Genomic DNA, 23558 nt, shown 5'->3' with positions numbered 1-23558 from the left:
CCCGTGACCTCATCCCACCTCGACCAGCAGGTCGCCGCCTTCCACCTGCTGGATCCGGTTGATGGCCAGCCGCGACACCGTGCCGGCCTTCGAGGCCGTGATCGTGGCCTCCATCTTCATCGCCTCGATGGTGGCGACGGTCGCGCCGGCCTCCACCTCGTCGCCCTCGGTGACGGCGAGGGTGACCACGCCCGCGAACGGCGCGGCGACATGCCCGGGGTTGGCGCGGTCGGCCTTCTCGGTCACCGGTACGTCGGAGGCCGCCGCCTTGTCCCGCACCTGGATGGGCCGCAGCTGGCCGTTCAGGGAGGACATGACCGTGCGCAGACCGCGCTCGTCGGCCTCTCCGACGGCCTGGAGCTCGATCAGGAGCCGGACGCCCGGCTCGAGGTCGACGGCGTACTCCTTGCTCGGACGCAGACCGTAGAAGAAGTCCTTGCTGTCGAGCACGCTGGTGTCGCCGTAGGCCTGACGGTGGGCCTCGAAGTCCCGGGTCGGGCCGGGGAAGAGCAGCCGGTTGAGGGTGGCGCGGCGGGTCTTCTCCAGGCCCTCGCGGTCCTCGGTGGTCAGTTCCTGGACGGGCTTGGCCTCGGTACGCCCCTGCAACGCCTTGGTGCGGAACGGCTCGGGCCAGCCGCCGGGCGGGGTGCCGAGCTCGCCGCGCAGGAAGCCGATGACGGAGTCGGGGATGTCGTAGCGGTCGGGCGACGCCTCGAAGTCCTCCGGGGACACTCCGGCACCGACCAGGTGCAGGGCGAGGTCGCCGACCACCTTGGAGGACGGGGTGACCTTCACCAGGTGGCCGAGGATGCGGTCGGCGGCGGCGTACATCGCCTCGATGTCCTCGAAGCGGTCGCCGAGGCCGAGCGCGACGGCCTGGGTGCGCAGGTTGGAGAGCTGCCCGCCGGGGATCTCGTGGTGGTAGACGCGTCCGGTCGGGGAGGCCAGGCCGGCCTCGAAGGGGGCGTAGATCTTGCGGACGCCCTCCCAGTACGGCTCCAGGTCGCCGACGGCCTGGAGGTCGAGGCCGGTGGGCCGCTCGGAGTGGTCGGTCGCGGCGACGATCGCGGACAGCGAGGGCTGCGAGGTCGTGCCCGCCATGGAGGCAACGGCGCCGTCGACGGCGTCCGCGCCGGCCTGGATCGCGGCCAGGTAGGTGGCGAGCTGGCCGCCGGCGGTGTCGTGGGTGTGCAGGTGCACCGGCAGGTCGAACTCACGGCGCAGCGCGGAGACGAGCTTCGCGGCGGCCGGGGCGCGCAGCAGGCCCGCCATGTCCTTGACGGCCAGCACATGGGCGCCCGCGTCGACGATCTGCTCGGCCAGGCGGAGGTAGTAGTCGAGGGTGTAGAGCCGCTCGTTCGGGTCGGAGAGGTCGGAGGTGTAGCAGAGGGCGACCTCGGCGACGGCCGTGCCCGTCTCCCGTACGGCGTCGATGGCGGGCCGCATCTGGCCGACGTCGTTGAGCGCGTCGAAGATGCGGAAGATGTCGATGCCGGTGGCGGCGGCCTCCTGCACGAAGGCGTCGGTCACCTCGGTCGGGTAGGGCGTGTAGCCGACGGTGTTGCGGCCGCGCAGCAGCATCTGGAGACAGATGTTGGGGACGGCCTCGCGCAGGGCCGCCAGCCGCTCCCACGGGTCCTCGGCGAGGAAGCGCAGGGCGACGTCGTAGGTGGCGCCGCCCCAGCACTCCAGCGACAGCAGCTGGGGCAGGGTCCGGGCGACCAGCGGGGCGGAGGCGAGGAGGTCCTTGGTGCGGACGCGGGTGGCCAGCAGGGACTGGTGGGCGTCGCGGAAGGTGGTGTCGGTGACGCCGATGGTGGGTGACTCGCGCAACTGGCGGGCGAAGCCCTCGGGCCCGAGGTGGACCAGGCGCTGGCGGGAACCCGCGGGCGGCTCGGTGTCGGGCAGCGACGGCAGCTTGGTGACCGGGTCGATCAGCTCGGGCCGCTCACCGTGCGGCTTGTTCACCGTGACGTCGGCGAGGTAGGTCAGCAGCTTGGTGCCGCGGTCGGCCGAGGAGCGTGCGGTGAGCAGGTGCGGGCGCTGTTCGATGAACGACGTCGTGACGCGTCCGCCCTGGAAGTCCGGGTCGTCCAGGACGGCCTGGAGGAACGGGATGTTGGTGGACACACCCCGGATCCGGAACTCGGCCACGGCACGCCGGGCCCGCTTGATCGCGGTCTCGAAGTCCCGGCCCCGGCAGGTCAGTTTGACCAGCATCGAGTCGAAGTGCGCGCTGATCTCCGTACCCGCGTGGGTGGTGCCGCCGTCGAGGCGGATGCCGGAGCCGCCGGGCGAGCGGTAGGCGCTGATGCGGCCGGTGTCGGGACGGAAGCCGTTGGCGGGGTCCTCGGTGGTGATCCGGCACTGGAGGGCGGCGCCGTGCAGGGTGACGGTCTCCTGGGACAGGCCGAGGTCGGCCAGGCTCTCGCCGGCGGCGATGCGCAGCTGGGCCTGGACGAGGTCGACGTCGGTGACCTCCTCGGTCACCGTGTGCTCGACCTGGATGCGCGGGTTCATCTCGATGAAGACGTGGTTGCCCGCGGGGTCGAGGAGGAACTCGACGGTACCGGCGTTGCGGTAGCCGATCTGCCGGGCGAAGCGCACCGCGTCGGCGCAGATGCGGTCGCGCAGCTCCGGGGCGAGGTTGGGCGCGGGGGCCAGCTCGATCACCTTCTGGTGACGGCGCTGGACCGAGCAGTCGCGCTCGAAGAGGTGGATGACGTTGCCCTCGCCGTCGGCGAGGATCTGCACCTCGATGTGGCGCGGGTCGACGACGGCCTTCTCCAGGAAGACGGTCGGGTCACCGAAGGCGGACGCGGCCTCACGGGAGGCCGCCTCGATGGACTCGCGCAGCACGGCGGGGTCCTCGACGCGGCGCATGCCTCGTCCACCGCCTCCGGCAACCGCCTTGACGAACAGGGGGAAGCCGACCTCCTCGGCCGCCCTGACCAGTTCGTCGACGTCGTTGGAGGGCTCGGACGAGCCGAGCACGGGCACGCCCGCGGCGCGGGCCGCCGCGACGGCGCTCGCCTTGTTCCCGGTCAGTTCGAGGGTGCGCGCGTCGGGACCGACGAACGTGATGCCCGCCTCCTCGCAGGCACGCGCGAGTTCGGGGTTCTCGGAGAGGAACCCGTAGCCCGGGTAGACGGCGTCGGCGCCCGCCCGGCGCGCGGCGCCGACGATCTCCTCGACGGAGAGATAGGCGCGCACCGGGTGCCCTTGTTCGCCGATCTCGTAGGCCTCGTCGGCCTTCTGCCGGTGGAGTGAGTTGCGGTCCTCGTGCGGGAAGACCGCGACCGTGCGCGCGCCCAGCTCATAGCCGGCGCGAAACGCACGGATCGCGATCTCACCACGGTTGGCGACCAGCACCTTGCGGAACATCCGGGACCCCTTCAGCCTGGCGGTGACGAGGACCATCGTGTCGGTGCGTGACCGGGTTGGCCATGTGAGTCGGGCCACTCGGCGCATGTCTCGCTCGATCGGACCGTGCCCGACTACATTTGACGGCGTTCGACGGCGTTCGACGCCCGGTCAGGCCGCCGTCGCCGCCGCGGCGGCCCGTCCCGCCTGGCGTCCGGAGAACAGGCAGCCGCCGAGGAACGTGCCCTCGAGGGAGCGGTAGCCGTGGATTCCGCCGCCGCCGAAGCCGGCGACCTCTCCGGCCGCGTACAGACCGGGCACGGGGTTCCCGGTCGCGTTCAGGACCCGGCCGAAGAGGTCGGTCTGGAGGCCGCCGAGGGTCTTGCGGGTGAGGACGTTGAGGCGTACGGCGATCAGCGGGCCCGCGCTCGAGTCGAGGATCCGGTGGATGGCGGCCGTCCGGCTGAGTGAGTCGCCGGTGTAGTTCAGGGCGTTGCGGATGCCCATGACCTGGACGTCCTTGGTGTACGCGTTGTCGATCTCCCGGTCCCGGGCCTCGATCTGCCGCTTGAGGTCGGCGAGGTCGATGAGGGAGGTGCCGGTCAGCTTGTTCATGCCGGCGACGAGGTCGGTGAGCGTCGAGGCGACGACGAAGTCCTCGCCCTTGTTCTTGAACTTCTCGATCGGCTCGGGGGTCTGCCAGATCCGGGACAGCAGCTGCCAGACGTTCTTGTCGGTGAGGTCGGGGTTCTGCTCGGAGCCGGAGAGCGCGAACTCCTTGGCGATGATCTTCTGGGTGGTGACGAACCAGGAGTAGTCGTATCCCGAGTCGGTGATGGTCTTGAGGGTGTGCAGGGTGTCGTAGCCGGGGATGTCGGGCGTGTCGAACCGCTTGCCCGTCGCGTCGAACCACATCGAGGACGGGCCGGGGAGGATACGGATGCCGTGGCCGGGCCAGATCGGGTCGTAGTTGCGCAGGCCCTCGGTGTAGTGCCACATGCGGTCGGGGTTGACGATGCGCCCGCCGGCCTTCTCGGTGATGCCCAGCATGCGGCCGTCGACGTGCGCGGGAACGCCCGTGACCATGAACTTCGGCGGGGTGCCCATCCGGGCGGGCCAGTTCTGCCGGACCAGGTCGTGGTTGGCGCCGATGCCGCCGGAGGTGACGACGACGACCGGGGCGCGCAGTTCGAAGTCGCCGACGACCGTGCGGGAGCTGGGCTTGCCGCGGGCCACGCCGCTGGGCTCCAGGACGGCTCCGCGGACGCCGGTGACGACTCCCCCGGTGGTGACGATCTCGTCCACCCGGTGCCGGAACCTGAAGGTCACCTTGTTGTCGGCGACCGCGGCCCTGACCTTCTTCTCGAACGGCTCGACGACCGCCGGTCCGGTGCCCCAGGTGACGTGGAAGCGGGGTACGGAGTTGCCGTGTCCGGTGGCGAGACCGCCGCCGCGCTCCGCCCAGCCGACGATCGGGAACCACTGGACGCCGAGCCCGGAGAGCCAGGACCGCTTCTCGCCGGACGCGAACTCGACGTACGCCTTGGCCCACTGGTAGGCCCAGTGGTCCTGGCCCTTCGGGTCGTCGACGCCCCGGTCGAAGCCGGCCGTGCCCTGCCAGTCCTGCCAGGCCAGGTCGTAGGTGTCCTTGACGCCCATCAGGCGCTGTTCGTCGGAGTTGACGAAGAACAGGCCGCCGAAGGACCAGAACGCCTGGCCGCCGATGCTCGCCTCGGGCTCCTGGTCGAGGAGGAGCACCTTGCGTCCGGCCGCGGCGAGTTCGGCGGTGGCGACGAGCCCGGCGAGTCCGTGGCCGACGACGATCGCGTCGGCGTCCTGCGTGGCGCCGGACGCGGGGAGGGCCTGCGCGGCGAGGGTCGCGCCCGCGAGGACTCCGCCCGCCACGGTCAGGGCGTGGCGGCGGGTGATTCCATCGGCTTCGGGGGTGTCCATGAGCGGCCCTCCTGGAGGCTTCGCGGGGGCGGTGCCTGGACCGTGCGGGGAAAGCCGTGGCCGGTCCATGGGTGGCGTGACGTGGGGGTGTTCCTGCGACAGCTGCGCTGTTACCGTCGGTAGCCCAACAGGAAACCAGGTCGTCACACGGCTCCGGTAGTGCGCGGGCGTCAACGTGAGCGCCGTTCGCTTGTGCCTCGGCGACAGCGTCCGGGCGGAGGGGGGACCATGACCGTCGTCCACGGACCGGAGCCGGTCGCCAGGGTCCTGCGGGACATGGCCGCCGACGTCGAGGTGTGCGTCGAGCTCGTGCACGCCGCCCGCAGCCGCTCCCCCGAACTGTCCCGGCTGACCGAGGAGGCGACGCGGTCGCATGTGACGGCGATGCTCCGCGCGGCCGACCCCTGGTTCACCGCGCCGGAACGGACCGGGTCGGTCGACGATCAGGACTTCACGGCCGCCCTCCTGCTGGGCGCCGACCGTGCCGTGCAGGGCGTGCCGATGACGGTCGTCCTGCGGGGCGTGCACGCGGCGCTGGCCCGGGCGGCGGAGATCGTCGTGGACCGCTGCCGTTCGGCGGGGGTCTCGGACCGGGCACTGCTGTCGGTCGTCCTGCGGCTCCAGGAGTACGGCGCGGCGATGGAACGGCAGGTGATCCACGGCTACCGCGCCGCCGAGCACGAGTCGCCAGGCACGCCGGGCGCCGTCCGCACCCGGCTGCTGCGCCAGGCGCTGCTCGGCGAAGTCCCTCCGCGCAAGGAGGAGTTGGCGCGTGCCGGGGTCCGGGCGGACGCCGCCGGGCGCTACCACTGTCTGGTCGCCGCTCCGACGCCCGCACCCGCGCGGGCGGTGCGCTCGCCGCACGCGGTGACCGTGCCGCTCGACGGCCGCACGGCCGGGCTGTGCCCGCGTCCACCGCAGGCCGACGAGGTCGATCCCGAGGCGCTCGTCGTGGTCGCGCCCGCCGCTCCCCTGCCGGAGCTGCCCGCGCTGTACCGGCTGTGCGTGCGCGCCGTGGATCTCGGCCGGCAGCACGGCCTGCACGGGCTGTACGACGTCACGGACTTCGCCGCCCGGATCGCGCTGGCCGAACAGCCCTCGCTGGGCGCCCTGCTGAGCCGCCGGCTGCTCGGCTCGCTTGACCCGGCGGATCCCTTCCACCATCAACTCGCCGTTACCGCGCTGGCGTTCCTGGACAACGGGCGTCGGCTCGACCAGACCGCGGCGGCGCTGTTCACCCATCCCAACACCGTCCGCTACCGGCTCGGCCGACTCCGGCAGATCACCTCCACGTCCCTCGCGGACGGCGACGGCCCGCCGGCCGCCCTGCACTGGTGGTGGGCTCTCACCGCCTGGCTGGAGTCGTCAACACGGCGCTGAGCCAAGGCCCTTGCGGGCCGCCCTCTTGCGTTCGACCTGTCGGACATTGTTCGAGAACTCTTGACGCGGCCATGTACACCGTTTGACACTCTCGCAACATCACGTCACACGGTTGAAACGGCGGTCCCCCATGACGCACAGACATCGACCCGGCGACCGTGCGAGACGGGGGGCCGGACGACTGGCCGCACTGACCGCCGTGTCCCTGCTCGTCGGCCTCGTCGGGGCGGCGGCCCCCGTCCAGGCCGACGAGGCCGCCGACATCACCGACGGTCTGGCCCTCTGGTACAAGCTCGACGCCACGTCCGGCACCACGGTCACCGACGCCTCCGGTCACGGCCGCGACGGCACGGTGGCGGGCACCGCCGGCTGGTCGTCCACCGGCCAGGGCCTCGCCTTCAACGGCTCGGACACCTACGTCAAGGTGCCGAACGACGTGCTGAAGGGCATGGACGCGATCAGCGTCGCCATGGACGTGCGGATCGACGCCGCCCAGTCCACGCCGTACTTCCTGTACGGCTTCGGCAACTCCAGCGGCAGCAACGGCAACGGTTACCTGTTCACCACGGGCAACTCCCTGCGCACCTCGATCGCCACCGGCAACTGGTCGACGGAGCAGACCACCAAGCCCGCCGACTCCCACAACCTGACTCGCTCGGTGTGGAAGCACCTCACCTACACGCAGTCCGGCACCACCGGTGTGCTGTACGAGGACGGCGTCGAGGTCGCCCGCAACACGTCGGTCACCATCACGCCCGGCGCCATCGGCTCCGGCGTCACCACCGCCAACTACCTCGGCAAGTCGGTGTACTCGGGCGACAAGCTCTTCAAGGGCGACATCCGCGACTTCCGGGTGTACGACCACGCGCTGCCCGCCTCCGACGTGGAACAGCTCGCCCTTCCCGTGGCCACGCAGGGCGTCGCCGACGACAAGGCCGCCCTGAGCCTCGGGGACACCGGTGCCGTCATCGCCGACCTGGACCTGCCGAAGACCGGCACCGCCGGCGGCGCCACCATCAGCTGGGCCAGCGACGACACCGCCCTGGTGTCGGACACCGGCAAGGTGACCCGTCCCGCCGCGGGCGAGCCGGACGGCCACGCCACGCTCACCGCCACCCTCAGGAAGGGGACGGTCACCGCGACCAAGTCGTTCGACGTCACGGTCCTCGCCGCGTTCGACGACACGACCGCCGCCCGGCAGGCCGCCGACGCCCTCGCGGTCCACAACCTCGACGACGTACGCGGCAACCTCAGCCTCCCGGCGACCGGTTCCTACGGCACCGACGTCACCTGGGCCTCCGCGCGAGCGGACGTCGTCTCGGCCGACGGCGTGGTCCACCGTCCCGCGCACGGCACCGGCGCCACCACCGTCGACCTGACCGCGACCGTCACCAAGGGCGAGGCGAAGGCGACCCGCGTGTTCACCGCGAAGGTCCCCGAACTCCCCGTGAAGGAAGCCCTCAAGGGCTACATGTTCAGCTACTTCACCGGCGAGGGCACGTCCGACGGCGAGCAGCTCTACGCCGCGCTCAGCAAGGGCAACGACCCGCTGAAGTGGCGGGAGCTGAACAACGAGCAGCCGGTGCTGACCTCCACCCTCGGCGAGCAGGGCCTGCGCGACCCGTTCATCATCCGCTCCCCCGAGGGCGACAAGTTCTACCAGATCGCCACCGACCTCAGGATCTACGGCAACGGCGACTGGGACGCCGCCCAGCGCACCGGCAGCAAGTCCGTCATGGTCTGGGAGTCCACCGACCTGGTCCACTGGACGGACCAGCGCCTGGTGAAGGTCTCCCCCGACAGCGCCGGCAACACCTGGGCGCCCGAGGCGTACTACGACGCCGGCCTCGGCGAGTACGTGGTCTTCTGGGCGTCGAAGCTGTACGACAACGCGGCGCACTCCGGCGACACGTACAACCGGATGATGTACGCCACGACCCGCGACTTCTACACGTTCAGCGAGCCCAAGGTGTGGATCGACCGCGGCTACTCGGTCATCGACTCCACGGTGATCCAGCACGACGGCACGTACTTCCGGCTGTCGAAGGACGAGCGCAACAACTCCTCCTCCACCCCCAACAGCAAGTTCATCTTCGAGGAGAAGAGCGACTCGCTGCTGAACCTCTCCTGGGACGCGGTCGCCGAGGGCATCGGCAAGGGCGCGATGAACGCGGCCGAGGGACCGCTGGTGTTCAAGTCCAACACCGAGGAGAAGTGGTACGCCTTCCTCGACGAGTTCGGCGGCCGCGGCTACCTTCCGTTCGAGACCACGGACCTCGCCTCCGGCGTCTGGACCCCGTCCACCGGCTACGATCTGCCGGCCAAGCCCCGCCACGGCACCGTCCTGCCGGTCACCCAGGCCGAGTACGACCGGCTGCTGCGCGCCTACCAGCCGGACCAGCTGGTCGAGAGCGTCGAGGACGTGTCGGTGAAGACACGGATCGGCCAGGCCCCGGTACTGCCTGCGACCGTGATCGCCGACTACGCCGACGGGGTCGCGCGCCCGGTGGCCGTGGCCTGGGACGACGTCCCGGCCTCGGCCTACGCACAGGCCGGCACGTTCACCGTGACCGGTAGCCTGCCCGACGGCGCCGCGCTGCCCGTCCGGGCCCGCGTGACCGTCTCCGAGGAGGGCGCCGACGTGCCCGCCGACCTGCTGCTGCACTACGGCTTCGACGAGACCTCCGGCAACATCGCCGTCGACTCCAGTGGCCACGGCAACCACGGCACCTACGTCCGCACGCCCGAGTTCGGGACCGGTGTGGACGGCGGCTCGTTCAAGATGTCCGGCGACTCCGCGACCTCCCCGTACGTCAAGATCCCGAACGGCGTGCTGAAGGGCGCCGACAGCGTCACCGTGTCCACGTACGCCAAGTGGAAGGGCGGCTCGTCCTTCCAGTGGCTGTTCGGGCTCGGCCCCGACAGCGACAAGTACCTCTTCGCCACCCCCTCCAACGGCGGCTCCAGCCTGTACTCGGCCATCACGAAGGCCAGTTGGTCGGCGGAGTCGAAGCTGACGGCCGGCTCGCAGCTCACCCCCGGCGAGTGGCGGCACGTCACGGTCACCCTCGACGGGTCGACCGGCACGATGGTGCTCTACGTCGACGGCGTCGAGGCGGCCCGCACGACGACCACGGTGAAGCCCTCCGACCTGTATGACGCGAACAAGGACCACAGCGGCTACATCGGGCGTTCCCTGTACGCGGCCGACCCGTACTTCGGCGGCGAGGTCGACGACTTCCGCGTCTACGACCGGGCCCTGTCGGCCGCGGAGGTCATGGAGCTCAGCGGCAACACCGCGGGCATCGCCAAGGCGACACACCCCGCGCTGAAGGTCGACGCCCTCCTGGACAACGCGAACAGCAAGGTCACGCTGCCGCTGAAGGAAGGCACCGATCTCACCGCGCTGGCACCGGAGTTCACCCTCGCCCACGGCGCGGCGATCAGCCCCGCCTCGGGCAGCGTGCACGACTTCAGCAAGCCGGTGACGTACGAGGTGACCGGCTCGGACGGCACCAAGCGCACCTGGACGGTGTCGGCACTGGTCATGAAGAGCCCGGTGCTGCCGGGTCTCAACGCCGACCCGAACATCGTGCGCTTCGGCGACACCTTCTACATGTACCCGACGACCGACGGCTTCGAGGGCTGGAGCGGTACGCAGTTCAAGGCGTACTCGTCGACCGACCTGGTGCACTGGACGGACCACGGGGTCATCCTCGACCTGGGGCCGGACGTGAACTGGGCGGACAGCAGGGCCTGGGCGCCGGCGATCGCCGAGAAGAACGGGAAGTACTACTTCTACTTCTGCGCCGACGCCAACATCGGTGTCGCCGTCTCCGACTCGCCCACCGGCCCGTTCACCGATGCCCTGGGCAAGCCGCTGCTGAAGGCCGGCCAGTACAGCGGCCAGATGATCGACCCGGCGGTCTTCACCGACGACGACGGCCGGTCGTACCTCTACTGGGGCAACGGCCACGCCTATGTCGTCCCGCTCGGCGACGACATGGTCTCCTTCGACGCCTCGAAGATCACCGACATCACCCCGAGCGGCTACAACGAGGGCAGCTTCGTCGTCAAGCGCAAGGGCACCTACTACTTCATGTGGTCGGAGAACGACACCCGGGACGAGAACTACCGCGTCGCCTACGCCACCGGCCCCTCGCCCACCGGCCCGTGGACCAAGCGCGGCGTGATCCTCGAGAAGGACCTCTCCCTCGGCATCAAGGGAACCGGCCACCACTCGGTCGTCCAGGTGCCGGGAACGGACGACTGGTACATCGCCTATCACCGCTTCGCCATCCCCGGCGGTGACGGCACCCACCGCGAAACCACCGTCGACAAGCTGGAGTTCGACGCGGACGGCCTGATCGAGAAGGTCGTGCCCACCCTCACGAGCATCGACCCGGTCACCATCGTCCACGCCGGTCCGGACGCCCAGGGCGTCGAGGGCGCCGCGATCGCCCTGACCGGCACGGTCTCCGGAGCGGGCGGCGCACGATGGACCGTCGAGAAGGGCGCGCCCTGCACGGTGAAGGACCCCGCGACCGCCCGCACCACGGTCACCTGCACCGACAACGGCACCTACACCATCACCCTCACCGGCGGCCGCAGCACCGACTCGGCCGTGGTGACCGTGACGAACGCGGCCCCCGCCATCACGTCCGGCACCGGCCCGACGGGCCCGGTGCCGGCCGGCCGCGGTACGGCCGTCACCGCCCGGTTCGGCGACCCGGGCACCGGTGACACCCACACCTGCGCGGTCGACTGGAAGGACGGCGGCAAGCCGACCACCGGCACGGTCACCTCGTCCGGCTGCCGTGCCGAGCACACCTACACCTCGGCGGGCATCCGCCGTCCGGTGATCACCGTCACCGACGACGACGGCGCCTCGGCGGCCACGACACTCCCCGAGCTGATCGTGTACGACCGGGCCGCCGGACCGGTGGTGGGCGCGGGCACCGTCGACCTCAAGGTCGGGCCGAAGCTGACCGGCCGGGCGTTCTTCTCGCTCACGGCCGGGTATCTGCCGGGGGCCACCGCCCCGGCCGGAGGGGTCACCTTCGACTTCAGGCCGGCCCGCCTGAAGTTCCGCTCCACCGCTTTCGACTGGCTTGCCGTCTCCGGCTCCACGGCCGTCCTCCAGGGTTCCGGCACGGTCAACGGCAAGAGCGGCTACGGCTTCCGCCTCACGACGACGGACAGCCCGGACACCTTCCTCATCAAGATCTGGAAGAAGTCCGGCGGGGAGGTGGTCTACAACAGTGGCACCCCGGCAAAGGTCAACGGCGTCCTCACGGTCGGCTACGGGCGCCGGTAGCACGGACGCCTGGCCCTGGATCCGGCCGGGCGGTTAAGGTCATGGGCCCCCTGTCCTCGACAGGGGGCCCACTCGTGACCTGGGGGAATTCGACGCATGCCGACACCCGAGCAGATCTGGGAGGACGCCGATCTCGCCACCCGGCGCCTGGCCGGAGTCGCCCTCAACCCCTCGGCTCCGCAGGACGTCCTGCTGCACCTGCTGGCCGAGGCGCCGCTCGCCGTACGGATGGTGCTGTGCCGGGACCGCGTCCTGCCCGAGGCGGTCGTGGACGCCGTCATCGAACATCCCGACCACCGCACCCGCAGCTTCTTCGCCCGCAATCCTCACGTCGACCCGGCCCAGCGAGTGCGGCTGGTGGACGATCCGCACTGGTTCGTGCACGCCCATCTCGCCGACGCCCCCCGGGTGACCGCCCCCGCCGAGCCCCGGCCGCTGCCCGACGACGCCGTCGTCCGCATGATGAACACCTTCGATCCGGAGCACCTGGGCGGCACCTTCTACCGGCAGTTCTCCCTCACGCTGCGCCGCTCCATGGCCACGCATCCGGACGCGAAGGTCCGCGCCTGGGGGGTCGGCATGTGGGGATGGCAGGACCCGAAGACGCGGGCCGCACTGCTGACGGACCCCGACGACGAGGTGCGACGGCGGGCGCAGGACCGGCTGCGCCACGAGGATCCGGTGTGGGTGGAGAGCATGCTGCCCGACCGGTCCTGCCACGCCCGCACCGGCGCACTGCTCCACGACGCTCTCAGCAGGGCCGTCGTGGACAGCGTCCTCACCGCTCCGGCCGGTCCCGAGGACCGGCGGATGATCGCGGGCAACCCGAGTCTCCCGCCCGACGTCGTGGCCTTGCTGGCCGCCGATCCCGACCCGGAGGTCCGGTGGTGCATCGCGCGCCGCACGGACCTCGGCCCGGTCGAACGCCGCGCGCTGGTCTCCGATCCCGAACCCGACGTACGCCGGACGGTCGCCCGCCACCGCGACCTCGACCACGTCGAGCTCCGCGCCCTCGCGGCCGATCCCGACCCGGGGGTCCGGCTGTCCGTCTCCCTCCACCCGGCGTGGACCGAGGAGGAACGGGCCGCGATCGACTACGAGGTCCCCCTGGACGAGCCGTTCTGCTACTACCCCGAGCGATTGTTCCCCCGGGACCCCGAGGCCGTCAGCCGGGACGCGCTCTCCGGTCACCCGATGCTGCGCAGGAAGGCGGCGCGAGAGCGCACCCTTCCGCCCGACCTTGTGGCCCGGCTGGCCGCCGACGACGACCTCGGCGTCCGCGTCCTGCTGGCCCAGAACCAACCGGACGTCCCGGCGGCCCTCCTGCTGCGCAGTTTCCTGGAGTACACCGGGCCCGAGCGCGCGCATCTGGTCACCCGGCCCCACTTCCCGACACACGGGCTCGCCGTCCACGCGGGCGACGAGGACCCCGCCGTCCGGACCCTCGCCGCCCGCGACCCCGGGACCGCGCCGGCCACCGTGGCACGGCTCACCCGGGACCCCGAACCCGCCGTCCGGGCGGCGTTCGCCCGCCACCCGAATCTGCCGCCCTCCCTGCTGGAGCAGCTCCTCGACGACGAGGAACTCGCCCATCACGCCGCCGCCAACCCGGCCCTGGCCGAGAGCACCCTCCGCGCCCTGGTGAGAGCTCTGCCGGTCAGCTGACGGCCTGCAGCGCCTCCAACGCCCGCGCGGTCTGCGGATACCGGGCGAGCAGGGCCGCTGCGGACGACCCGACAGCGGGGCCCTCCCACATCCCGTCGCAGCCCAGCAGGGCCGCCAGCGCGTCGCAGGTCGCGGGGTGCGCGGCGAGGAGCGGCAGACCGCCCGCGGTGCTGGCCGCCGACTCCACCGGTAGGCGTGACGGTCCCTGCGGGAGGCGCCATGGCGGTACCCAGGTGTCCAGCTCCGTGAGCCGGGCGGGGAAGAGCCGGCCCGCCTCGCGGATCAGCAGCGGGGCCTGTTCGGCGCCACCGGCCCGCAGGGTGCCGATGAGGGTCGGCAGCCAGGGCAGCAGCACCGAGTCCGGGAGCCGGGCGAACGCGTTCGACACGGCCTCGACGACGAAGTCGGCCAGGCCCGGCACCGGTTCCAGGGCGTGCACGAACCCGCTGAGATAGCGCGGATAGGCGGGCACCACCAGCGGGTTGCCGAGCAGCTCCGCACAACGCTCCCGCAGGGCCGTCCTCGGCAGGGTGCCCAGGTGGGTCTGCGCCGCCCACAGCAGGGCCGTGCGGGACGGCTCGGTCGGGTGGGACTGGGCGAGGGCGAGTTCGAGTTGGGTGCGGTCGCAGCCCAGGGACAGCGCCAGGCCCTCCATGCCGAACAGGAAGCCCAGCATCGCCGCGACCTGGCGGACGGTCGCGTCGTCGTCGGTGAACGCCGTCGGCAGCAGGGTGCAGTAGTGCGCGTAGCCGGTCTTGACGAAGGACTCGATCCAGGGCGGGAGCACCGGTTCGGCGGTCCGGTAGTAGGCCAGCAGCCGGCGCACACGGCGCAGCACCTCCGGCGCCCCGTCGACGCTGCGCTCCCTCGCCAGGACCTCCAGGGCCCGGGTGCCGAGCTCGTCGGCGAGACGGCGGCTGCGCAGGTAGAGCGTGGCGTCCTCGACGGCCTCCAGGACCTGCGCCGCCGTCGCCTGCGAGGCGTACGCGGCGCGCCGCAGCCGCTGTTCGAGAACCTGCTCGATGCTGACACCCTCGTAGCCCAGCTCGATGAGGGCGCGCTGGTGGGTGCCCAGGGCCAGGTCCCAGGACTCCTGGATGGGGTGTTCGCCGAGGCGGCGTTCGCCCATGATGGGCCGGGCCGCGCCCTGCGGCAGCAGGCGGCGCAGCATCCACAACAGGTCGGAGCAGCGCGCCAGTTCCGGCCGCGAGGCGATGTCCAGCAACGCGCGCTGCACTCCGCGCTGCTGGAGCCTCAGGTCCAGCGGTGCGAGCCGGTCGTGCACGTCACGGGCCAGCGGCGGCAGCGCGTCGTAGCCGACCTGGCCGACGCGGTCGCCGCCCATCATGATCTCGACCAGCCGGGCCACGTCCCGCCGGCCCGGTACGGCGTCCTTCTCGATGCAGGTGACGGCCGCGTCCTGGAAGTCGTACGGCGTCGGCTTGGCGCGGTCGCGCATCCCGGCCAGCAGGATCGACGTCTCGAAGACGGCGATGGCGTCGGCGGTGGAGGCGAGGTACCCGTTACGACGGGCGGCCCGCACGATCTCCACGGACCAGCCGAGCAGTTCGGCCTCGTCGAGGGCGTCGAGGGCGGGCGGCCGCTGGAGGAAACCCGTGAGCCGGTCGGCGGCCGGGCCGGCCGGCACGGGGGCCGCCGGGGCGAGGGCCTTCCTCGGCTTCGTGCTCCTCCTCGTGCCCGCCTGGCCCTCCAGGCGGAACGGGCGGACGCCGGTGCGCCTGACGTTCTTCGCCCATTCCGTCGCGGCGATGGACACCGAGCCCGCGGCCAGTCCGAACTGCGCCTCGATCGCGCCGTGGCTCGACGGGATCAGGCCGTGCCGCCACTTGGTGCCGCTCGGCGGGCTGATGGTGAAGGTGTCGCTGCCGTGCACCCCGAACTCCGCGACACGGCTGGCCGCGTGGAAGGCACCGCAGACGTAGAGGCAGTCGGCGGGGTCGGTGCCGGTGGCGGCGAGGTGCTCGCGCATCCGCGTCCACATGTACCGCTCGCGGTCCTCGTCCACCCGTACCTTGCGGGGGTCGCCGGGGGCGAGACGCCGGAAGAGGCTGCCGATGAGCAGCATCACCTGGCGGTAGGTGTCGTGGTCGCTGTCGCCGAGAGGCAGTTCGACGTACTGGTGCCACCACTCCGACCAGTGCCGGACCCGGCCGTGGCGGAGCAGGTGCTCCTCCAGCTCGGCGAAGCGCGGGCGCAGGTCGCCGATCTCCACGCCGACGGCGTCGCCGTGCAGGGCGGTCTGCTCCGCCGCCTCGGGCGCGTCGGGATCGCCGTCGCTGTCACCTTCGCCGTCGGGTCCGGTCTCCCACTGGAAGACGTGGTCCGAGGAGCGGTCGACGAGGACGAGTTCGACGCCCGGGGTGTCGAGCGCGTAGGCGATGGCCTGGTACTCGGCGGAGGCCTCGGTGACCGGGGCGACCACCGAGAGCGGCGCCCAGTCGGCCGGGAAGCCCTCGATCTCGCTCGCGAAGGACTGGACGGCCACCGGCAGACGGCAGTTGCGCAGCTCGCTGAGGAGGGGTGCCATGTCCTCGCACAGCTCGAGGTAGACGGTCCTCGGCTGCTTCTCGCGGAGCCGGCGGGCCATGGCGATGGCCGAGGCCGGCGAGTGGTGGCAGACGGGAAAGATCTCCAGGGGTTCGCTCACCGCGCGCTCGACGTCGTCGACGATGCCCCGCAGGATGCCCTCCAGCGCCGCGGGCCCGTCGGCGAACGTGGTGGCGGCGTCCTGGAGCTGGGTGCGCAGGGCGGTGAACGTGCCCTCGGGGGTCGCGGTCACGACAGGGTCGCGATCGCGTCGCGGCCGCCCTCGAGGAACTCCGGCCAGGAGCCCCCTTCTTCCTTGCTGCGCGGTTCGACGACGCCGTGCAGGTACTTGTTGAGGATGGCGAGGTCCTCCGGCGCGCGCCGGGCCAGGGAACCGACGAGGGAGGAGGCGAGGGTGTGGGCGGTGAGGGCGCGTTCGCCGAAGAAGTTGCTGTGCAGGATGGCGTCCTCGAGGACACCGATCTGCTCGGCCGTGGACAGGGCGGACTCCAGCTTCTCGTCGTCGCTGCCGGCGGCGGCCGACGAGGCCCGCAGGTCGGCGAAGCTGCGCAGCAGCACGTCCAGCAGGGTCGGCGGGACGTCGAGTTCGATCCGGTGGCGGCGCAGCAGTTCCTCGGTGCGGAAGCGGACGATCTCCGCCTCGCTCTTCTTGTTCGTCACCACGGGGATCCGCACGAAGTTGAAGCGGCGCTTGAGTGCGGAGGAGAGGTCGTTGACGCCCCGGTCCCGGCTGTTGGCGGTGGCGATGACGGAGAAGCCGGGCCTGGCGAACACGATGTTGTCGCTGTCCTGGTCGCTGCCCAGTTCAGGGACCGAGATGTACTTCTCGGAGAGGATCGAGATCAGCGCGTCCTGGACATCGCTGGTGGAGCGGGTGAGCTCCTCGAAGCGGCCGATCGCGCCGGTCTCCATCGCGGTCATGATCGGCGAGGGGATCATCGACTCGCGTGACTGGCCCTTGGCGATGACCATCGAGACGTTCCACGAGTACTTGATGTGGTCCTCGGTGGTGCCCGCGGTGCCCTGCACGACCAGCGTGGAGTTGCGGGAGATCGCGGCGGACAGCAGCTCGGCCAGCCAGCTCTTTCCGGTGCCGGGGTCTCCGATGAGGAGCAGGCCCCGGTCGGAGGCGAGGGTGACGATGGAGCGCTCGACGAAGCTGCGGTCGCCGAACCACTTCGGGGCGATCTCCCGGTCGAGGCCGTCGGCGCGCTCGGAACCCAGGACGAACAGGCGGACCATCTTCGGGGACAGCCGCCAGGAGAACGGTTTGGGGTTGTCGTCGATCGACTCCAGCCAGTCGAGTTCCTCCGCGTACTTGAGCTCGGCGGGGGCGCGCAGCAGGTCGGTCATCGAGGGCCTTTCCAGGAGATGCGTGGGTCGAGAGGCGGGTGGATCAGGTGAGGAACGTCTTGAGTTCGTGGACGAGCTTGTCGATGTGACCGGAGATGACCGGCGTGCCGAGGGTCTTGAACCGCTCCCGGAACCAGGGGTTGACCTCCTGCCGGCCGGAGCTGGTCACCGAGCCGACGGGGATGAACTTCACGCCGGAGCGGTGGACTTCCTCGATGCCCTCGAACAGCGGCTGGGAGCGGTCGAACTCGTAGAAGTCGGAGATCCACACCAGCACGGTGTTCTTGGGCTCGGCGATCTTCGGGCGGGCCATGGCCATGGCCACGGGGCCGTCGTTGCCGCCGCCCAGCTTGGTCCGCAGCAGCACCTCGAACGGCTCGTTCACCCAGGGGGTGAGGTCGATGGCGCGGGTGTCGTACGCGATGAGGTGTACGTCGACCTTGGGCAGTCCGGCGAAGATCGACGCCAGGATGGTGCAGTTGACCATGGAGTCGACCATCGAGCCCGACTGGTCCACGACCACGATGAGCCGCTGCGGGGTCGTCCTGCGGGCGGTGTGGCGGTAGTAGAGGCGGTCGACGTAGAGGCGTTCCTCCTCGGGGCTGTAGTTGGTGAGGTTCTTCCAGATCGTGCGGTCGAGGTCGAGGTTGCGGTACACCCGTTTGGGCGGGACCGAGCGGTCGAGCGCGCCGACCGTGGTCTTCTCCACCTGGGTGCGCAGCACTTCGGCGACCTCGTCGACGAAGCGGCGGATCAGCGACTTGGCGTTGGCGAGGGCGACCCCGGAGAGGTTGCTCTTGTCGCGCAGCAACTGCTCGATCAGCGACATGCTCGGGGTGAGCCTCGCGGCGAGCTCGGGGTCGGCGAGCACTTCGCGCAGATGCATGCGCCGGACGAGGTCCGCTTCGATGGCGCCGAGTTCCGGGCCCAGACCGGGGACGAGCCCGCCGGTGTCGGGTGTCGTGCCGCGACCGGCGCGCAACTCGCCCGGCCGGCTGCCGAGGGCGCGCTCCAGCCAGCCGGCGTCGCTCTGCCAGCGGGACAGCTGTCCGGCGCTGACGGCACCCGAGCCGGTGGAGAAGACGTTCAGCAGCACCTTGGACACGAGTGCCGCGCGCCGCACTTCCGCCGCACGATCACGCACGCTCTCGTCGACCGTAGCCTCGGTGTCGGTGTCGGTGTCGGTGTCAGTGCCGGGGGCCTGGTCGGCGTCGGCGTCGGGAACCATCAACCCGTCGAATTCCGCCGCCAGTTCGGGGTGGCGCTGGACGATCGAGTCGACGGAGGTCTGCGGGTCCAGCAGCGCGGGCGGCAGGCCGATGTCCTCGACGACGGCGAGGCTCGCCGATTCCAGGCCGGCCTGCTCCTCGGGGTCGAAGAGGCGGGCCAGCAGCCGCCAGTAGAGGACCTGACGGCGGTTGTCGTCGGGAACGGATTCCGGCATGGGGTCGCTCATGTACGCAGCAGCCTTCCCGCTCGCTCGCGCAAGACGGTCACGGCGTCGGTGGCCGCCTTCTCTGCCCGGACGCCGGCCTTGTCGGTGGTGCCGCCGGCCCACGCTCCCGCGTGCAGGGCGACGGCCTTCCTGCGCACCGTGGTCTCCACCGCGAGCGGCTGGAGACGGAAGCCGCCGCCGTCCCAGCGCAGCAGGCCCACGCAGGCACGGGAGGCCGCGACGGCCTCGGGCGTGAGCGGGCTCGCGGTCGGGATGCGGTCGGTGTCGACGGGGAGCGGGCGTCCGGCGACGGTGAAGGTGAGCGTGTCGCCCTCCTGTCCGCTGTCGTAGCCCTCCAGGAAGACCGGCTCGGCGATGCGCGCGGGGTGGCGGTCCAGGGGTGCGGTGGGCAGGGCGGTGGCGGTCGGCAGGACGACCCGTGCGGTGGCGAGGGCATCGGCGGGCTCGCCCGCACTGGCCCGGGTGTCGTCCCAGATGAGGTCGCCCTCGTCGGTGAGGGGCATGGCGTCGAGGTCCATCGCCCGGCCCTCGCCGAGGGCGGTGAGCAGCGACAGGTGGGGCCGCAGCAGCTGCCAGACGCCCGCCGCGACGACGGTGTCCGGCTTGGGCACAGACACGCTCGCACGGACCAGCCGGGGTGCGGTGCCGTCGGCGGGTTCGAACACCGCGTGGACCTGGGCCTGCGCGGCGGTGGCGTGTTCGTGCAGGTCGAGGCCGAGCGGCAGCAGACGGCCGGTGGCGGCCGTGGCGGCGGGCCGGTCGGCGGCGCCGGGCATGGTCAGCAGCAGGGCGCGGGACCACAGGTCGCCCCAGCGGCGCGTGGGGATCCTGTCCAGGGCCGATCCGGGGCAGGAGGCGGCGAGTTCGGCGGCGAATCCGTCGAGCAGGGTGGCCAGCCGGCGCAGCTCGGGGTCGGGCAGCATCGCGGAGACGATGGGCGCGGCTCCGCCGGCCAGCTCGTGGTCGATGCCCTGCCAGCCGGTGCGCGCCAGGTCCGACAGCCAGGTGCGGGCGGCCGCCAGCAGGTTGACCGTCGGCCGTGCGGCGGGGGTTGCCTCGGCCGTCCGTTCCTCGCGCGTGCGGCCGGTCACCTCGTCGACGCCGACCGTGAGGGCGTCGTGCACAGCGCCGAACAGGGCCGTGCGGGCGGCGGCGAGGGTGACGTAGTGGTCCTCGCTCGCGGCTCCGGTCGCGGCCTTCGCGGCGGCCTCGGCGACCCGGGCGGCCGGCGGACTGCCGGCGACGGCGCGGGCGAGCACGGTGAGATCGTCCACCTGCTCGGGCCGGGGCCGCAGTAGGCCGGCGACCAGGGTCCGGTCGAAGGCGTCGACCGCCGCCAGGGCGTCGTCGAGTCCCTCGACGGGTGCGGTGAGCAGGTCGGCTTCCTCCCCCACGGCCGTGCCGCGCTCGCCGCGGGGTGCCTGCGGGGCGTTGGTCGCCCGGGTCGGCGGGAACCACTGGAGTTCCGGGAGCGGGGCGGTGACCGGGGGGAGCTCCAGGTAGGCCAGGTGGCGCAGGAACCGGCTGAAGACGGGTGCGGCGGCCGACTTGCCGTCCGCCTGGGGTGGGTGGGTGCCGGTCATCGCGGTGGTCAGGGCGGCGGCGTCGGGCTCACCGCCCGAGGGCTCGACGCGCAGGTAGCGGGCGACGCGGTCGGCGCCGTACTGGAGCACGGCCTCGGTGACCAGCGCTCGGATGTGGTTGCAGAACGAGCCCCGCGCGCCGCCGCAGGGCCGGTTGTTGTTGGTGCTGCACGCGAAGGCGTAGGTGCCGGCGGCCACCGACGAGACGTACACCCGCTCGATGTCCGAGCCGCTGGAGACGACGCCCTGGAGGCGTCCGTCGGCCAGTTCGACGAAGGGGACCTTGGCGAGCTTGCGGGGTCGTGCGGGCGGCACCACCCGGGCCGTACTCGAATTCTCCCAGTCGGACAACGCACCAGCTCCTTTGCGGCACAGGGCTCCGCACGCCGAATCGGCGCAGCACAGGGGGGTTGTCGCGCCGGATCGGTGCGACAACGACGAACTTACCGGCGACCACTGACAACGCCGTCCGCGTCGGCGGGAGGCGCCGTGGGCGGCCCCGGGAGGGCCCGTCCGTATGGCGGTCGGCCCGGGACCGGGCGTCCCGGCTCTTCTAGAATTTCCGATGATCATGCCCGGGGGCGACGCGGGGGCATGTCGGTACGAAGGGGCGGGGTTGAGCGGGGAGCAGGCGGCGTTCGGAGCGCTGCTGCGGGAGTTTCGGCTGGCCGCGTCGCAGACCATCGAGGGCCTGGCGGAGGCGTCGGGCGTGAGCGTGCGGGGCATCGGGGACCTGGAGCGCGGGCGGCGGGCGGCTCCGCAGCGGCGGACGGTCGCCGCGCTCGCGGACGGTCTGGGCCTGGCCGAGGCGCCGCGGGAGCGGCTGCTCACGGCCGCGCGGGCCGGGCGCGACGGAGGCTACCGCCCGGTGGGGGTGCGGGCTTTCCCGCGCGGTGTCGACGACTTCGTCGGCCGGGAGGGGGAGTTGGCGCGGCTGGCGGAGCTCGCGGAGCGCGAAGCGGTCGGCCAGCCGGTGGTGGTGGCGGTGTCCGGGCCGCCGGGCACGGGCAAGACGACGCTGGCGCTGCACGCGGCCCGCGGTCTCGCCGACCGGTTTCCGCACGGGCAGTTGGTCCTGGACCTGCGCGGCACGGACGACGATCCGCCCGGTCCCGCCGAACTGGTGCTGCGGGTGCTGAAGGCCCTCCAGGTGTCCGACCGGGACCTCTCCCAGGCCGGGCCGCAGGGCCACCCGGAGCTGTACCGGCAGCTGTTGGCGGAGCGGCGCTGTCTGCTGGTCCTGGACAACGCGCGGGACGAGGGGCAGGTGCGTCCGCTGCTGCCGGCCGCGGGGGCGGGCATGGTGGTGGTGACGAGCCGTCGCATGCTGACCGGGCTGGACAGTGTGCACCGGCTGCCGCTCGGTGAACTGGACCCCGGGGCGGCCGCCGAGCTGCTGACCTCCCTCGTCGGAGCCGATCGGGCGAACGCCGATCCGGCCGCCCTCCGTGCGGTCGCCGAGCGCTGCGGACACCTGCCGCTCGCCCTGCGGGTGGCGGGCAACTGGCTTGCCACCCGCACCGGTTGGAGCGTGCGTCGGCTGGCGGACCGTCTCGCCGTCGAGGAGCGGCGGCTGGACGCGCTGGCCGCCGGGGACGTACGGGTGGCCGCCGCCTTCGACCTGTCCTACCGCCAGCTGACGCCCGCGGCCGCCCGGCTGTTCCGGCGGCTCGCCCTGGTCCCCGGCCAGGACACGGCGGCACCCGGCGCCGCCCGGCTCATGGGTCAGCCGGTGTTCGACGCCGAGGACACCCTGGAGGAACTGGTCGAGGCCGGACTGCTGGGAACGGACGGGGACCGCTACCGCCTGCACGACCTGCTGCGGCTGTACGCCCGCACCCGTCTGGAGGCCGAGGAGAGCGCGCGGGACGTGGACCGGGCGCGCACGGAGCTCTTCCGCTGGCTGCTGGAGACCGCGGTCGTCGCGGGCCGCTGGTTCGAGCCGGGCCACGGCGCACCGCCGCCCACCTGGCGCGGAACGGTCGACCTGTCGACCGCGGGCCGGGCCCGCGCCTGGCTTCAGGCGGAGGGGGACAACTGGCCCGCCGCTCTGCGCGCGGCCGAGGCCGCCGGTGAGCACGCGACCGTGGTGGAGGTGGCCGAGGCCCTGCACTGGTTCTCCGACCAGTGGATCTTCTGGGGACACTGGCCCGAGGTCTTCGGCACGGCCGCCCGCTCCGCGCGGGCCCTGGGCGATCCGGCGCTGGAGGCCACCCAGCTCAACTACCACGCCTGGGCGCTCCTCGTGTGCGAGCGCCGCCACCAGGACAGTCTGCTGCGCTCCGCCGAGGCCCTCGCCGCCGCGGAGCGGGCGGGCGACGCGGGCCAGCAGGCCTGGGCCCACATGTACCAAGGCTGGGCGCTGCAGCAGATCGACGACCTCGGTCCCGCCGCCGACCACATGCGGCGCGCCGCCCACCTGTTCGAAACCGTCGGTGACCTGCACGGTGGCCTCCAGGCCCGGCACGGGCGTGCCATCGTCCTGGCGAAACAGGGGCTGACCGAGGAGGCGCACGCGTTCTACCGGGACACGCTCGCCCTGCTGGAGCAGGTCAGCGACCGGCTGGAACCACACATCGCCGACATCACCCGGATCGGCCTGCACGCGGGCCTGGGCGGCTGCTTCGGCGTGCTGGAGCGCTGGCCGGAGGCGGTGGACCAGCTGACCACCGCCGTCGCGATCTGCCGGGCAGGCGGCAACACCGCCCTGGAGAGCCGTCAGCTGGTGAACCTCGGCAACGCGCTGCTGTCCGCCGGACGCCCGGCGGAGGCACGTGCGGCCTTCGCGCGCTGTGTCTCCCTGGGGGCCCACGCCGACCCGCGACCCGTCGCCGAGGCCCGCGGCCTCCTCGCCCGTCTCGACGCGCCCTGACCCCGCGCCCCGTCCCCGGTCCGCCGCGACACGGGGACAGGGGCCGGG

At 72.1% G+C, this 23558-nt stretch carries 10 protein-coding genes; 4 read left to right on the top strand and 6 right to left on the bottom strand.

Translation table 11 applies throughout. The features are described from left to right. Positions 1-9 precede the first annotated feature (9 nt). Together ACFVYS_RS20575 and ACFVYS_RS20570 are read right to left on the bottom strand one after the other, a co-directional pair. Complete coding sequence (locus ACFVYS_RS20575) at positions 10-3384, bottom strand: pyruvate carboxylase (RefSeq protein WP_389503909.1); 3375 nt, start codon at positions 3382-3384, stop codon at positions 10-12. A 150-nt stretch (positions 3385-3534) separates the two neighbouring features. After that, the gene (locus tag ACFVYS_RS20570; RefSeq protein ID WP_389503907.1) at positions 3535-5316 is read right to left on the bottom strand and encodes an FAD-binding dehydrogenase; all 1782 of its coding nucleotides are present in this window, start codon (positions 5314-5316) and stop codon (positions 3535-3537) included. 228 nt (positions 5317-5544) lie between these two features. On the opposite strand from ACFVYS_RS20570, the gene ACFVYS_RS20565 reads away from it, so the two are divergent. The 3 genes from ACFVYS_RS20565 to ACFVYS_RS20555 all read left to right on the top strand — a co-directional run bounded on the left by ACFVYS_RS20565 (position 5545) and on the right by ACFVYS_RS20555 (position 13678). Then, positions 5545-6696, top strand: a complete 1152-nt coding sequence (locus tag ACFVYS_RS20565) for a helix-turn-helix domain-containing protein (RefSeq protein WP_389503905.1) — start codon at positions 5545-5547, stop codon at positions 6694-6696. Positions 6697-6826: 130 nt separating this feature from the next. Then, positions 6827-12013 carry a family 43 glycosylhydrolase gene (locus tag ACFVYS_RS20560; RefSeq protein WP_389503903.1) on the top strand — a complete coding sequence of 1729 codons (5187 nt, stop codon included), beginning with the start codon at positions 6827-6829 and terminating at the stop codon, positions 12011-12013. A gap of 96 nt (positions 12014-12109) precedes the next feature. Next, the gene (locus ACFVYS_RS20555; protein WP_389503901.1) at positions 12110-13678 is read left to right on the top strand and encodes a hypothetical protein; all 1569 of its coding nucleotides are present in this window, start codon (positions 12110-12112) and stop codon (positions 13676-13678) included. On the opposite strand, the gene ACFVYS_RS20550 is transcribed toward ACFVYS_RS20555, so the two are convergent. From ACFVYS_RS20550 to ACFVYS_RS20535, 4 genes are read right to left on the bottom strand one after another with little or no spacing between them, the layout of a single operon-like run. After that, positions 13671-16478 carry a hypothetical protein gene (locus ACFVYS_RS20550; protein WP_389503899.1) on the bottom strand — a complete coding sequence of 936 codons (2808 nt, stop codon included), beginning with the start codon at positions 16476-16478 and terminating at the stop codon, positions 13671-13673. The two genes, ACFVYS_RS20555 and ACFVYS_RS20550, sit on opposite strands and share 8 nt — an antisense overlap. Further along, the gene (locus ACFVYS_RS20545; RefSeq protein ID WP_389503897.1) at positions 16475-17599 is read right to left on the bottom strand and encodes an AAA family ATPase; all 1125 of its coding nucleotides are present in this window, start codon (positions 17597-17599) and stop codon (positions 16475-16477) included. The genes ACFVYS_RS20550 and ACFVYS_RS20545 overlap by 4 nt, the downstream gene beginning before the upstream one ends. A gap of 43 nt (positions 17600-17642) precedes the next feature. Then, positions 17643-19043, bottom strand: coding sequence for a VWA domain-containing protein (locus ACFVYS_RS20540; protein ID WP_389503895.1), 1401 nt, complete (start codon positions 19041-19043; stop codon positions 17643-17645). Between the two features lie 8 nt (positions 19044-19051). Next, positions 19052-20449, bottom strand: coding sequence for a hypothetical protein (locus ACFVYS_RS20535; protein WP_389504095.1), 1398 nt, complete (start codon positions 20447-20449; stop codon positions 19052-19054). 805 nt (positions 20450-21254) lie between these two features. Between ACFVYS_RS20535 and ACFVYS_RS20530 the strand changes: the two genes are divergently transcribed. After that, a complete protein-coding gene (locus tag ACFVYS_RS20530; protein WP_389503893.1) occupies positions 21255-23510 on the top strand; it encodes an ATP-binding protein in 2256 nt (751 codons plus the stop codon). The last annotated feature ends 48 nt before the right edge of the window (positions 23511-23558 follow it).

It is taken from the genome of Streptomyces sp. NPDC058295 (assembly GCF_042880655.1).
GTDB lineage: Bacteria > Actinomycetota > Actinomycetes > Streptomycetales > Streptomycetaceae > Streptomyces > Streptomyces coriariae.
This window is presented reverse-complemented; position numbering and strand designations above follow the sequence as displayed.

Bases quoted from the DNA above. Each gene is read 5' to 3' on its own strand.
- ACFVYS_RS20575 (WP_389503909.1), bottom strand. From the start codon at position 3,384: ATGTTCCGCAAGGTGCTGGTCGCCAACCGTGGTGAGATCGCGATCCGT.
- ACFVYS_RS20570 (WP_389503907.1), bottom strand. From the start codon at position 5,316: ATGGACACCCCCGAAGCCGATGGAATCACCCGCCGCCACGCCCTGACC.
- ACFVYS_RS20540 (WP_389503895.1), bottom strand. From the start codon at position 19,043: ATGCCGGAATCCGTTCCCGACGACAACCGCCGTCAGGTCCTCTACTGG.
- ACFVYS_RS20560 (WP_389503903.1), top strand. From the start codon at position 6,827: ATGACGCACAGACATCGACCCGGCGACCGTGCGAGACGGGGGGCCGGA.
- ACFVYS_RS20555 (WP_389503901.1), top strand. From the start codon at position 12,110: ATGCCGACACCCGAGCAGATCTGGGAGGACGCCGATCTCGCCACCCGG.
- ACFVYS_RS20545 (WP_389503897.1), bottom strand. From the start codon at position 17,599: ATGACCGACCTGCTGCGCGCCCCCGCCGAGCTCAAGTACGCGGAGGAA.
- ACFVYS_RS20565 (WP_389503905.1), top strand. From the start codon at position 5,545: ATGACCGTCGTCCACGGACCGGAGCCGGTCGCCAGGGTCCTGCGGGAC.